The organism is Peptoclostridium acidaminophilum DSM 3953 (assembly GCF_000597865.1).
GTDB classification, from domain to species: domain Bacteria; phylum Bacillota; class Clostridia; order Peptostreptococcales; family Peptostreptococcaceae; genus Peptoclostridium_A; species Peptoclostridium_A acidaminophilum.
This window is the reverse complement of sequence record NZ_CP007453.1, coordinates 532,881-546,215: the sequence shown is the minus strand read 5'-3', so window position 1 is coordinate 546,215 and position 13,335 is coordinate 532,881. Positions and strand designations below refer to the sequence as shown.

General features: G+C 45.1%; 13 protein-coding genes. 12 read left to right on the top strand and 1 reads right to left on the bottom strand.

Annotated features, from left to right (window positions below; all coding sequences use genetic code 11):
- Window positions 1-6 precede the first annotated feature (6 nt).
- Window positions 7-2,328, bottom strand: a complete 2,322-nt coding sequence (gene helD, locus EAL2_RS13520) for an RNA polymerase recycling motor HelD (protein ID WP_025436887.1) — start codon at window positions 2,326-2,328, stop codon at window positions 7-9.
- A 431-nt stretch (window positions 2,329-2,759) separates the two neighbouring features.
- Between helD and EAL2_RS13515 the strand changes: the two genes are divergently transcribed.
- From EAL2_RS13515 to EAL2_RS13460, 12 genes are all read left to right on the top strand, one after another.
- Window positions 2,760-3,617, top strand: a complete 858-nt coding sequence (locus tag EAL2_RS13515) for a universal stress protein (RefSeq protein WP_025436886.1) — start codon at window positions 2,760-2,762, stop codon at window positions 3,615-3,617.
- 28 nt (window positions 3,618-3,645) lie between these two features.
- On the top strand, window positions 3,646-3,954 hold the full coding sequence (locus EAL2_RS13510) for an ArsR/SmtB family transcription factor (RefSeq protein ID WP_025436885.1): 309 nt from the start codon (window positions 3,646-3,648) through the stop codon (window positions 3,952-3,954).
- Window positions 3,955-3,970: 16 nt separating this feature from the next.
- Window positions 3,971-4,975, top strand: a complete 1,005-nt coding sequence (locus EAL2_RS13505; RefSeq protein ID WP_025436884.1) for a permease — start codon at window positions 3,971-3,973, stop codon at window positions 4,973-4,975.
- 32 nt (window positions 4,976-5,007) lie between these two features.
- The gene (locus EAL2_RS13500; RefSeq protein WP_025436883.1) at window positions 5,008-5,241 is read left to right on the top strand and encodes a thioredoxin family protein; all 234 of its coding nucleotides are present in this window, start codon (window positions 5,008-5,010) and stop codon (window positions 5,239-5,241) included.
- A gap of 167 nt (window positions 5,242-5,408) precedes the next feature.
- Complete coding sequence (locus EAL2_RS13495) at window positions 5,409-5,717, top strand: hypothetical protein (RefSeq protein ID WP_025436882.1); 309 nt, start codon at window positions 5,409-5,411, stop codon at window positions 5,715-5,717.
- A gap of 25 nt (window positions 5,718-5,742) precedes the next feature.
- Complete coding sequence (locus tag EAL2_RS13490) at window positions 5,743-7,761, top strand: V-type ATP synthase subunit I (protein WP_025436881.1); 2,019 nt, start codon at window positions 5,743-5,745, stop codon at window positions 7,759-7,761.
- Complete coding sequence (locus EAL2_RS13485; protein WP_025436880.1) at window positions 7,754-8,236, top strand: V-type ATP synthase subunit K; 483 nt, start codon at window positions 7,754-7,756, stop codon at window positions 8,234-8,236. Before EAL2_RS13490 ends, EAL2_RS13485 begins: the two co-directional genes overlap by 8 nt.
- Before the next feature lie 18 nt (window positions 8,237-8,254).
- Window positions 8,255-8,854 carry a V-type ATP synthase subunit E gene (locus EAL2_RS13480; RefSeq protein ID WP_025436879.1) on the top strand — a complete coding sequence of 200 codons (600 nt, stop codon included), beginning with the start codon at window positions 8,255-8,257 and terminating at the stop codon, window positions 8,852-8,854.
- Between the two features lie 18 nt (window positions 8,855-8,872).
- The gene (locus EAL2_RS13475) at window positions 8,873-9,847 is read left to right on the top strand and encodes a V-type ATPase subunit (protein WP_242842522.1); all 975 of its coding nucleotides are present in this window, start codon (window positions 8,873-8,875) and stop codon (window positions 9,845-9,847) included.
- Window positions 9,840-10,160, top strand: a complete 321-nt coding sequence (locus EAL2_RS13470) for a V-type ATP synthase subunit F (RefSeq protein ID WP_025436877.1) — start codon at window positions 9,840-9,842, stop codon at window positions 10,158-10,160. Before EAL2_RS13475 ends, EAL2_RS13470 begins: the two co-directional genes overlap by 8 nt.
- 18 nt (window positions 10,161-10,178) lie before the next feature.
- Entirely contained in the window at window positions 10,179-11,948 is a 1,770-nt protein-coding gene (locus EAL2_RS13465) for a V-type ATP synthase subunit A (RefSeq protein WP_025436876.1), read from the top strand.
- Complete coding sequence (locus tag EAL2_RS13460; protein ID WP_025436875.1) at window positions 11,948-13,321, top strand: V-type ATP synthase subunit B; 1,374 nt, start codon at window positions 11,948-11,950, stop codon at window positions 13,319-13,321. Before EAL2_RS13465 ends, EAL2_RS13460 begins: the two co-directional genes overlap by 1 nt.
- Window positions 13,322-13,335 lie beyond the last annotated feature (14 nt).

Here is a 13,335-nt window from a genome sequence, read left to right as displayed (position 1 = left end):
ACCGTGCTAAACAGCTGCGTTTCCAGATCCAGATGTCAGTATACCTGTTTTTTCAATGGCTGGAATAGTGTTATTCTTGCATAAAATGCAAAGCCTGTGCAAAGCCCTCGTCATGGCAACATACAACAGCTTGATATCCAATTCGTCCTGAGAATAGGCATCCTCCAAAGTAACAATTATTACAGCGTCGAATTCCAGCCCTTTTGCCAGGTATGAAGGAACTATCACTACATTGTTTTCGCTGTAGTCAGCCTTTTCACCGAGCAGCTTTGTTTCGATATTCTTGTTTTTGGCTAGGCATTTTTGTATTTTTTTACATTCATCTAGCGTTTTACCTATCACGGCAATTGAGCTATAGCCATCGGATTTTAACTGCTCAACATTGTTCTGCAAAGCATCTATGATTTTCCCGTCAGAATCGAATTTAAAGGCTTGGGGCTTTTCCCCGTGGCGCACTACCGGTTGCGCCAATAGTAATCCATCTATCGGGCACATTTTGATTACTTCATTAGCCAGGTCCATTATTTCAATTGTGGTCCTGTAGCTTTGAGCTAGTTCTAGGTACTGGCTTTCCTGAGGGTCGAATATGTTGTTCAGAATAAAATTCCAGTTGTTTATCCCTCTGTGAGCGTGGATTCCCTGCGATAGGTCCCCTAGTATCGTGAAGAGCTTGGTGTTCAATATCTCCTTGAGCGCATAAAACTGGAAATGGCTGAAATCCTGTGCCTCGTCAATCACCACATACCTGATGTCAAGCTTGTCATCGAATCCGAAAACCCTGTGCTTCATATAAGCTATGCCGGCAAGGTCTTCAAGCTCCATTTGCTTTTTGCTGAATATGCTGGTTGAATGCTCGCTCACATATTCGGCGAATTCGCTGCTGAGTTTGCCGTTGCCGTATTTTACAAGGGTTTCACTGTTTGTCAGTAGGTCCTTGTAATAGTCGAGCAGGTCTTTTTTGGGAAACTTTGAAATATATTTGGATATTATATTTCTGGAGTTTTTCTTTAACGATTCCATTGCGTTGTCTCTGGCATCAATAAGGTTTACTATTTTTTTACGCCTTTCTTCTGACTGCGCCTCATTGTACCGTAGGTATTCTATCTGCTTGTCGTAGAATTGCTCAATCTCTTCAAGAATTCTGATTTTGTCTCTTTTGAGCGTGTTTGAGAGATTCTTTTTTATTTCTGCAATTCTTTTGTACAGCGGAAGGTATCTGTACTGGCTGATGAAAAGTTTTTTTATTTCTTTGGATGTCATAAGCGTATGTCCTTCTACGGTTACATCCTCATCCGGCACGAAATTCAGCTCTATGTCGCGAATATACCTTTCGATCACATTCTTGAATCTCATGGAGCCCTTGAAACGCGAGGCTTTTTTTAGAAGCTCGTGCGAATCGGACTCATCTTTGGTGACAGCACCGTTTATGATGCTTATTAGTTTTTCGTCGGAATCGGTCAGCCTGTATTTTTTGCCGATTACTTCATGCATAAAATCGACGTATGTCGTCTGCTTGACCCTGTCTGCTCCCAATTCGGGAAGCACTTCGGAAATATAGTTGAGAAATAATTGGTTCGGAGCCATTATCATGAAATTCTCGGGGATAAAATCCTTTTCGTGATTATATATAAGATATGCAATTCGATGCAGCGCTATTGTCGTTTTGCCGCTGCCTGCAACTCCTTGCACTATGAGTGGCTTGTGTATGTCGGAGCGTATGATTGCGTTTTGTTCTGACTGTATTGTCGAGACTATGTCTTTGAGTCTGTTGTCCTTGTTTCCTTCGAGCGATGCCTGTAAGAATGCGTCTGTAGTTGTTATGTCGATGTCCATTATGCCTTCGAGTGTTCCGTTTTCGAGTGTATACTGCCTTTTTAGAAGCAGTTCTCCAGTTATTGTTTCGGTAGCTGACTGGTAAGAAACGCTGCCCAGTTCGCCGTCGTAATAGACGCTGGCGATAGGTGAGCGCCAGTCCACTATCATGGGTATTTCCCATTCAGCCTTGAAAAGAGACGTTTTGCCTATATAGAATTTATCTGTTCTTCCGTTTTCATCCTGCTTGAAATCAAGCCTTGCAAAGTAAGGTTTTTTTCTGGCCCGCTGGAGGCCGTCATAATTCCTTTCCAGAGCGTCTAGCAGCCGTGTGTTAACAAGAATACTGGCGTAGCTTTGGCTGCTGTCCAGATAGTCGAGATTTATATATGCGTCTTTTATTTCCTCGCGGTATGCATCCTTGTTTTGCTCAGCGGCCGATATGGTGTTCTCCACGTAAAGCAGCGTTTCATTTAGCCTTTCGACCTCTTCAAAATATTCCGGATGATTCTTCATATGCAATCAATTCAATCCTTTCTCTTGTAGCTATATAAACTATTTGTGAATATATAAATAATCTTAATTTTATCATTCGAATTTAAATAATAAGCCTGCAGCAGCCTGAAGATATCGCGAGCATTAATCAAGCTGCCTCAATATATTAGCATAAATACGGCTAGAATAAAATGGAATGCTAATAATCAAGTTTAAGAATATGGCCTATAGAGTTGTACGCTTAGTAGCGGCTTATACAAGAGCTCAAGATTACAATGGTTGTAATGGGCAGTCTTACAGTTTGGGATGGCTCTGTAAATTACTCAAAACATATTGACAATCATCTATGTGATTTAATATAATATACATAGATAAGGTTCTATGTATTGCCTGGCACCACACATACATATTCGAAATTTTAGTTGTGAAAAAAATAAAAAGGAGTTGTCCATATGTTTTCCAGAATGATTATAGCTTCTGAAATATCATCTGTTGCACTAGAAATGCTCACTCGCCTTGAAGGTTTCAGAAAACTTGGAGCAAAAGAGTGCCTCTTGCTACAATGCATAAATCCGCATTCTGTTGATGCTACAATATCGAATTTCTATACTTCAATACTTGAGCAAAACCTTGCACAGCAAAAGGAGATTTTGCAAAAGGAAGGGTATGCAGTAGAAACCAGAGTAGTTACAGGCCTTATGAAAAATGAAATTGACAGAATAGCAGTTGAGGAGAATTTTTCGGTTATTGTAGCTGCGGCTCAGGAACACTCCCTAATGGGTGAGGTGTTTTTCGGAGGCCCAGCACATGAAGTTATTCATAAAGCATCTAAGCCGGTTCTTCTTGTGAGGGTTCCTGAAAAAACCGTGGCTGATGTGGCGTTTGATATAACGGACAATATCTTATTTCCGACGGATTTTTCTGAAAATGCTGCGCACGCTTTTGAATATGTCAAAAAAATGGTTGCAGACGGCGCAAGGAAAGTTACACTTGTTCATGTCCATGACCGAGCTGAAATCGAACCGCATCTTTCACACCGCCTCGAGGAATTCAAAGCAGAAGACACAGTCAAGCTTCAGGATATGAAAAAGGCACTTGAGGAGATAGGGGATGCGGAAGTCGACATACAGCTCCTATACGGCAAGCCGTCTACAGAAATAATAAGGTTGGTAAAAGAGCTTGAAATACCTCTTGTCGTCATGGGAAGCCAGGGTAGAGGCTTTGTAAAAGAATTGTATCTAGGAAGCGTAAGCCACAACGTGGCAAGACATTCGGGAGCATCAGTTCTTCTGATTCCTGCGAAGAGATAAAACTAATAATTTGATAAAGGTGGTCCTAATGAAAAAAAACTATTCACAATATGTGGTGTTTTTGAAGGCCATAGCCGATGAAACAAGGCTTGAAATACTTACAATGCTTTCGGGAGGACAGCTATGTGCCTGCAAGATACTAGAGCATTTCAACATAACGCAGCCTACCCTTTCATATCACATGAAGATACTTTGCGCGAGCGGGCTTGTGGAGGGCGTCAAGGATGGTATATGGATGAGGTATTCACTAAACAAGGAGAACATTGATGCATTAAAGGATTTGTTTGATGAAATTGGACTAAGCATTGAAAGCGACATTGACATAGAAAATATTTGATGGGAGATGAGGTACCATGGTTATTTTTGATTGGATTAACAGTCAACTGCTCAGGATGGAGTGGCTGCACGACCTTGTAAGGCTGCTTGTTGAGAATGTTTTCGGACTCAGCATGCAGGAGAGGCTTGGAGGCAGCGTACACTTCTTCATATATGACGTTATAAAGATATTCATACTGCTTTCTGTACTTATTTTTGGAATTTCATATATACAAAGCTACTTCCCACCAGAGCGAACAAGGAAAATACTTGGAAGATTCGATGGTATTTCGGCAAACATACTTGGAGCCTTGCTGGGAACCGTGACTCCTTTTTGCTCGTGCTCGTCAATACCGCTTTTTATAGGCTTTACAGGAGCGGGGCTTCCTGTAGGGGTAACCTTCTCATTCCTGATTTCATCGCCGCTTGTCGACTTGGCTTCGGTTATACTTCTTGCGAGCATATTCAACTGGCAGATAGCTATTGCGTATGTAGTTGTGGGTCTAGTGCTTGCGGTAATAGGCGGATCGATAATAAGCAAAGCCAAGATGGAAAAATACGTAGAGCCATTCGTATTCGCCAACAAGATAATGGACATAGAACAGGAGGAGCTAACTGCTGCTGACAGAGTGGAGTTTTCCAAGAACCAGGTTCTCGACATAATAAAGAGGGTTTGGATGTATATTCTGATAGGTGTAGGCATAGGAGCAGCCATACACAACTGGATACCTGAGAATATAATTTCGGCAGTCCTCGGACAGGACAAGTGGTATTCAGTTATAATTGCAACGCTTGCAGGAGTGCCCATGTATGCTGACATATTCGGAACCCTTCCTATCGCAGAGGCTCTTGTGCTTAAGGGTGTGGGACTTGGAACGGCCCTTTCGTTCATGATGGGAGTTACAGCGCTCTCCCTTCCATCGATGATTATGCTTAAGAAAGTAGTAAAGACAAAGCTGCTTGTAGTATTCGGAGGTCTTGTAACTGCAGGAATCGTAATCATAGGATATTCTTTCAATGCTTTTGGGTATCTATTCTTGTAGATAGAAGACTTAAGATAAGGGAGAGTTGACTTATGACAATAAAAGTACTAGGACCAGGATGCAAGAAATGTAAAATGCTTCTTGAGCATGTAAATGAAGCTATCGAAAAGACAGGAATAGAGGCAGAGGTAGTTAAAGTAGAGGACATGGCAGAAATCGTAAGTTATGGTGTCATGTCGACTCCGGCGCTTGTGATAGACGAGGTGGTTGTATCTTCCGGAAAGATTCTGATGACGAAAGACATAGTTAAGCTGATTCAGAAATAGAACTAGATAGATACAACTGCTTTTCAGGAAATAATGAAATTAGTATAACAAATAAAATATTTTAAAAACCATCTCTGGACGGAATAGGGGATGGTTTTTTTTCGTGTGTAGAATGGGTATATATCTGGAAAAAACAGAGTGTTTCTAGCTTGACTGGAGGATATGATATGGCAAAGGATACGATAGAGACGATTCGAGCGGCTGAGCTTAGCGCTCTGAAGATAGAAAAAGAGGCGGCAGATAAAGCCGACGCTATAATATCAAAAGCCAGGGAAGAAGCTGGCCGTATTGCCGCCACTATGCGGGATGAAGCCGTTATGGAGGCTGAGAATAAGCTTTCAGAGGCAAGAAAGCAGGTGGAAAGGATGCTTGAGGAGGCAGAAAAGGGAGCTGAGGAAGCAATCAAGGCGCTTGAGAATCTTGCCCAAGAAAATGAGCAGAGCGCAATAGACCTGGTGATTTCAGAATTGGTTTAAACATTCCGGAGAAGGGGGTGGCTCAATGGCAGTATCGAAGATGCAGCAAATAAGCATATGCAGCCTGAATGCAAACCTCGGCAGGATACTTGAGCTGCTCCAGCTGCAGGGCGTAGTTGAATTAAAGGATGTATCTGAACAAGACAGCATTTTTCAAAGGGCAGATGCATCCGATAAAATCAAAGCTTCTTTAGAAACATTAAGCCTGGCAAAGCGAGCATTGGATATACTCGACCAGCACTCGCCGGAGAAAAGAAAGATCATGGCAAATGTTTCCGGAAGGAGACCGGTTTCCAAGGCGGTGTTTGATGACTTTGAAGGAAGACGTAGCGAGGCTGTAAAGGCTGCAAAAACAATTGACTCACTGGAAAGGCTTATTGAGGAAAGCAGGAGCGAAATCAACAAGGCGCACTCGCGGATTGAAGCCCTTTCTTCGTGGAGAGAGCTCGATATCCCACTTGATTTGAAGTGGACTGATATGACAGCAATATTCATTGGCACTCTGCCTGGTGAGTGGAGGTCGGAAGATATATTTGATAGCTTTCCTGCAAATGAACCCGTAGCCGTAGATATTGTAAGCGCATCACAGGAGCAAACATGCATTGTAGCTATATGCATGAAACCTAAAGCGCGGGCCATATTAGAAAGTTTGAAGCAAATTGGTTTTTCCAGTCCCGGTAACTTTTCGTCTGAAGTGCCATCTAAAGCAATTTTTGAGGCTGGGGAAGAGATAAAGCGGAGAAGCGCAGACATACAGCAGGCTAAATCCGAAATAGAAGCATGTATAGAAATGAGAAAGGACATGTGGCTGCTTGCCGATTATGAATCCATGCGGATTGAGATGTATGAGGCACTTGGACGATTGCTAAGTTCCAAGAATGTGTTCGTAATTACAGGTTATGTGCCTCAAAAATACGCAAAAGTTGTGGCTGATTTGCTTGTTGAAAGGTTCGAGGCGGCGGTAGAAGTGTCGGAGCCTGAAGTTGACGAGGATGTGCCTGTTCTGCTTGAAAACAATGGTTTTTCAGCGCCTATGGAGGGAGTTGTCGAGGCGTTCAGCTATCCAGGCAGAGGAGAAGCAGACCCGACTGCTGTAACGGCATTCTTCTATTACATGTTCTATGGAATCATGCTCTCAGATGCGGGCTACGGCCTACTGCTGATAACCGCTTGCGGCACGGTGCTTGCAAGACATAGAGCCACGCTGGAAGAACACATGAAGAAATATATAAAAATGTTTTTATACTGCGGAATTAGCACGCTGTTTTGGGGGATCATGTTTGGAGGCTATTTCGGGGATTTGCCGCTCATCATTTCAAGAACATTCCTGGGACGAGATTTCAACATTCCTCCTGTCCTTTTCGAGCCATCAAAGTCTCCGATGATACTAATCGGGTATTGCATGCTTATTGGAGTCATACATTTGTACACAGGAATGGGTATGAAGCTTTATCAGGCCTTTAAGCGCAGTGACTACAAAAGCGCCGTGTATGATGTGCTGCTATGGTACATACTGCTGACGTCTCTTGGAGTATTGCTGCTGTCCATGAAGATGATGAGGGACATGCTAAGCTTAAACATTACAATATCGGATGCCGTAGTTAGCATGGCAATCGCACTGGCAGTTGCAAGCGCCGTTGGAATTATCATTACAAACGGGCGCAGCTCAAAAAATCCATTTGTAAGGATTTTGAAGGGATTTTACGAGTTGTATGGCATAACCTCGTATTTCGGAGATGTACTATCATACACGCGTCTCCTGGCCCTTGGATTGGCAACGGGAATCATAGGCTCAGTAATCAATCTTATGGCGGGGATGGCTGCAGGAAACAGTATTATCGGTATAGTTCCATTCACCCTGATTGTTGTGCTGGGGCACGTACTGAATCTGGCTATAAACATGCTTGGAGCATATGTTCATACAACGCGTCTGCATTACGTGGAGTATTTCAGCAAGTTTTACAATGGGGGAGGCAGAAAGTTTCAGCCCTTTGCCGTAAAAACAAAATACTATAAATTCAAGGAGAGTGATGATAATGGATAAGTTCGGAATTTTATGCGCGCTATCAGGCGCCATAATAGCTGCGCTGCTGGGAGGCATGGGCTCCGCAAAGGGCGTAGGCATGGCGGGAGAGGCAGCAGCCGGTGCAATAGCTGAGACTCCGGCATTGTTTGGAAGGGTGCTAATACTCCAGCTGCTTCCAGGAACCCAGGGTATATACGGTTTTCTAATAGCTGTCATAACACTAACGCAGATTGGAATCTTAGGCGGGAGCAACGATGTTTCGCTAGTGAAGGGTATGGCATATTTTGCCGCATGTATGCCTATGGCGCTTGTAGGGTATTTCTCTGCAATACACCAGTCGAGAGTTTCCATAGCGGGGATCGGCATGGTAATAAAGAAGCCGGACCAGTTCGGCAAGGCGATGATACTTCCTGCCATGGTTGAAACATACGCCATATTCGCATTTTTGATCTCTATTCTTGCAATAAACGGGGTTGCAGGCTTAAGTATATAACAGACAGGGGCGTTTACGATGACTGGACTTGAAGGTATATTGAAAAAAATCGAAGCTGAAGCCGAGGCGGCGGCGAAAGAGAAACTGAGCCAGGCTAATGAAAGGGCGGCGCAGATACTAGCGGATGCAAGGGATGAGGGCGAACAAATCCAGTCAAGCATAATTGAGCAGGCGGAAGCGGAGACTCTAGGTCTGCTTAGCAGGGCTGAAGCCTCGGCTATGCTGCTTCAGAGGAAACTCTTACTTGAAGCAAGACAAAAACTTATAGGCGAAGTTATAGACAAGGCAAAGGCAAGGTTACAGGGATTGACAGACTACGATTATTTTGAAATCATTTTAAAAATGATAAAAAGATATGCTCTGCCCAAATCAGGCGAAATTATTTTTTCAAAAACTGACAAGCTGCGCATTCCTGAAGAGTTCAAGAAATCCATGCAAGTGTCGCTTCTGGAAAATGGAACACTTGAAGTTTCAGAGAAAGACGGAGAGTTTGAAGGCGGCTTTGTACTTGCATACGGCGATGTCGAAGTCAACTGCACGTTGGATGCCCTATTTTCGTCTGTTGTGGACGGATTGAGAGAGGAGTTGAACCGTGTGCTGTTTAAACAGGAAGGCTAGGGAAGGCGGAGAGGAAATATGATAGTGCCTGAAAATCAATACATATATGCGGTTGCCAGAATCCGTTCCAAAGAGCTCAAGCTGCTTGACAGAGTCTTTATTGAGCAGCTCATCGCAGCAAGCAGCTATAAAGAAGCGATAAGACTTTTAAGAGACAGGGGCTGGGGAGACAAAGGGGAGGAGAGCCTTGAAGAGCTGCTCACGTTTGAGCGAGAGAAGACATGGAATCTTATACGCGAACTTGTTGGAGACATATCCCTTTTCGATGCGATATTGTGCCAGAATGATTATCACAATCTGAAGGCAGCTATTAAACAGGTATATCTAGACAAGGAGATTCCTGATATCTTTCTGGCTGGCGGCACTGTGGATTTGGAAACAATAATCAGAGCTGTAAGCGAACATAATTTTACGTCGTTGCCCGAGCATATGTCAGGCTGCGCGAATGAATCATACGGGGTACTGTTTCACACGGGAAACAGCCAGCTTGCCGATGCAATAATAGACAAGGCGTGTCTTGATGCCGTATACGCAAAGGGGATGGCTTCAGGTAACGAGGCCATTATGGAATATGCGGAGCTGAAAGTAGCCCTGTCTGACATATTAATAGCAGTACGCGGACATGAAGCAGGAAGGGGCAGCGACTTTTTTAAAAGAACACTTGCACAGTGTAAAACGCTGGATGCTATGAGCCTTGGTGAAGCAGCCTTTGCAGGCTTGGATGCTATATGCGGCTATCTTAAAACTACATGCTATAGCGGCGCAGCAGATGCGCTCAGGATGTCAACTGTAGCATTCGAGGTATGGGGCGACAGCCTGATAATCAGCCATATGAAGCGGCAGAAATATAATCCATTCACAGCGTCCCCTCTTGTTGCATATGTTTTGGCAAGAGAAAACGAAATTAAAACCGTAACGATTATACTTAAAGGCAAGCTATACGGCCTGGCAGATAAAGCTATAAGGGAGAGAATGAGGGATATGTATGTATAAAGTAGCTGTGCTAGGAGACCGCGAGAGCATATACGGCTTTGTAGCGATAGGGCTTGAGACATTCCAGTTAGACAATGCGGAAGATGGGGCTGACCGCCTCAAAATGTTGATAGAAGAAAGGTACGCTGTGATTTACATTACTGAAAAGCTGCATGAACAGCTTGAAGAGCTAATCGAGAGCTATAATGAGTTGCCGTTGCCTGTAATAATACAGATTCCCGGTCTTTCCGGCAATACGGGAAAAGGAATGCTCAGCTTGAAGAAGACGGTTATCAGGGCTGTTGGCTCAGATGTCACATTAGAAAAAGAATAGTAAAGCGGGTGAGTGTAGATGGGGAAGGGAACCATAAAAAAGGTAGCAGGTCCGCTAGTGGTTGCGGAGGGGATGCTAGAAGCGAATATGTTTGACGTTGTCCGCGTTGGAAAAAAGCATCTCATAGGTGAAATAATCGAATTACATGAGGGGCGGGCATCTGTGCAGGTATACGAAGAGACATCAGGTTTGGCTCCCGGAGAGCCTGTGGAGTCCACCGAATTGCCGCTGAGTGCGGAACTGGGACCCGGACTAATCGGCGGCATATTCGACGGCATACAAAGGCCTCTTGTGGCGATAATGGAGGCCACGGGGCTCAACATAGAAAGAGGTCTTGATATTCCTTCTCTGGACAGGAGTAGAAAATGGTTATTCAAGCCGATATCTGCTGTAGGTGATAAGGTTGGGGGAGGAGACATATTAGGCGTAGTAAGCGAAACACAGATTGTAGAGCACAGAATAATGGTGCCCCACGGGATTAGCGGGATTATAAAATCAATAGCAGAGGGTGAATATACGATTGAAGAAACAGTAGCCGTTCTGGAAAAGGATGACGGCTCGAGCGCTAATATTACACTGATGCAAAGGTGGCCAATGCGCCAAGGCAGGCCCTACAAAAGAAAATTGCCTCCCGACGAGCCGCTGATCACAGGGCAAAGAGTCATAGACACTTTGTTTCCAATAGCAAAAGGGGGCGTGGCTGCGATTCCGGGGCCTTTTGGAAGCGGCAAAACTGTCGTGCAGCACCAGTTGGCAAAATGGGTTGAGGCAGATATTGTCGTATACATAGGTTGTGGAGAGCGTGGAAACGAAATGACGGACGTATTGAACGAATTTCCAGAGCTCAGGGATCCAAGGACGGGAAGGCCTCTCATGGAAAGAACAGTGTTGATAGCCAACACCTCGGATATGCCTGTTGCCGCTCGCGAGGCTTCGGTATATTCGGGGATAACAATTGCTGAATACTTCAGGGATATGGGGTATTCAGTTGCCCTGATGGCCGATTCGACGTCACGCTGGGCCGAGGCTTTGCGTGAAATGTCCGGGCGCCTCGAGGAGATGCCTGGAGAGGAAGGCTATCCTGCATATCTTGGAAGCCGCATAGCCCAGTTCTATGAAAGGGCGGGCAGGGTACTCACTTTAGGAAATGGCGACAAGGAAGGATCTATATCGGCAATAGGCGCAGTGTCCCCACCTGGCGGTGATTTCACAGAGCCTGTAACCCAGGCGACATTGAGGGTTGTCAGGGTGTTTTGGGAGCTGGATTCAAGTCTTGCATACAGAAGACATTTCCCCGCGATAAACTGGCTGACGAGCTATTCACTGTATGGAGACAGCCTTGGAAAATGGTTTGATGAAAACGTAGGAGAGGCATGGACTAGCTATCGCAGCAGACTCATGCAAATACTCCATGAAGAAGCAGAGCTTCAAGAAATAGTAAGGCTGGTTGGCATTGACGCATTATCGGCAAAGGACAGGCTGAAGCTCGAGGCTGCACGTTCGGTACGTGAAGACTTTTTGCATCAGAACGCCTTCCATGAAGTGGACACATATACATCCGCAGGAAAACAGCTCAAGTTGATGGAGCTCGTGCTAATGTTTTATGATAAGGCACTCGAAGCCATAGACAGGGGAGCTGTAGTGGACGAGTTGATAGCAATGCCTGTGAGGGAAAGAATAGGCCGATTCAAATATATATCAAACGAAGCATCTGATGATGAGCATGAAAGTATCATGCGTCAAATAGATGATGAAACGAGCAAAATGGCAGTAAAGGAGGGCTCTTGATGCCAGTAGAATATAAAACTATAGTAGAGGTGGCAGGACCCCTGATGCTTGTTAAAGGCGTTGAGAACGTTTCATACAACGAGCTTGCGGAAATAGAATTGGCCAACGGAGACAAGAGACGCTGCAGGGTGCTTGAAATCGACGGAGGCAATGCATTAGTGCAGCTCTTTGAAAGCTCAACTGGCATAAGCCTCGCAAGCAGCAAGGTTCGATTTCTAGGACGCAGCATGGAGCTTGGAGTTTCAGACGACATGATGGGGCGAATATTCGACGGACTTGGCCGGCCTATCGACGGCGGTCCTCAGATACTTCCGGATAGGCGGCTTGACATCAATGGACTTCCAGTGAATCCTGTTGCCAGAAGCTATCCCCAGGAATTCATACAGACGGGGGTTTCTGCAATTGACGGCTTAAATACGATGGTTCGAGGCCAGAAGCTGCCGATATTTTCGGGCAGCGGCCTTCCACACGCCCAGCTGGCAGCGCAGATAGCAAGACAGGCCACTGTGAGAGGCACACATGAACAATTCGCGGTCGTATTTGCAGCCATGGGGATTACATTCGAAGAGGCTGACTTTTTCACTGAGAGCTTCAGAGAAACAGGCGCATTAGACAAGGCTGTAATGTTTATGAATCTTGCTAACGATCCGGCCGTGGAGAGAATATCGACTCCACGCATGGCATTGACTGCCGCGGAGTATCTGGCATATGAGAGGGACATGCATGTGCTTGTGATCCTGACTGACATTACAAATTACGCTGACTCCCTGCGTGAAATATCGGCAGCCCGCAAGGAGGTCCCTGGACGAAGGGGATATCCCGGCTACATGTATACAGACCTGGCATCAATGTTCGAAAGGGCAGGCAGAAAGAAAGGGAAAGAGGGCAGCATAACGCTAATGCCTATACTCACAATGCCTGAGGATGATATTACCCACCCGATTCCCGACCTTACAGGCTATATAACTGAAGGCCAGATTATTCTAAGTCGGGATTTACTGCGCCAGGGTAATACGCCTCCTATTGACGTGCTGCCGTCGCTCTCGCGCCTTAAGGATAAGGGGATAGGAGAGGGGCGGACCCGGGAGGACCATTCGGATTTAGCGAGCCAGCTGTTTTCCGCTTATGCAAGGGGGACGGAAGCCAAGGAGCTGATGGTTGTGCTTGGTGAAGCTGCGCTAACAGACATAGACAGGCTCTATGCCAAGTTTGTCGATGAATTTGAGCAAAAATATGTGTCCCAGGGCTATGGAAGCAACAGAAGCATCGAAGAAACGCTGGATATAGGGTGGGGACTGCTTTCCATACTACCCAGATCTGAACTTAAGAGAATAAAAGACGAATATATAGACACATATTACAGCGAGCAGTAGCCCAGAAAGGAGGC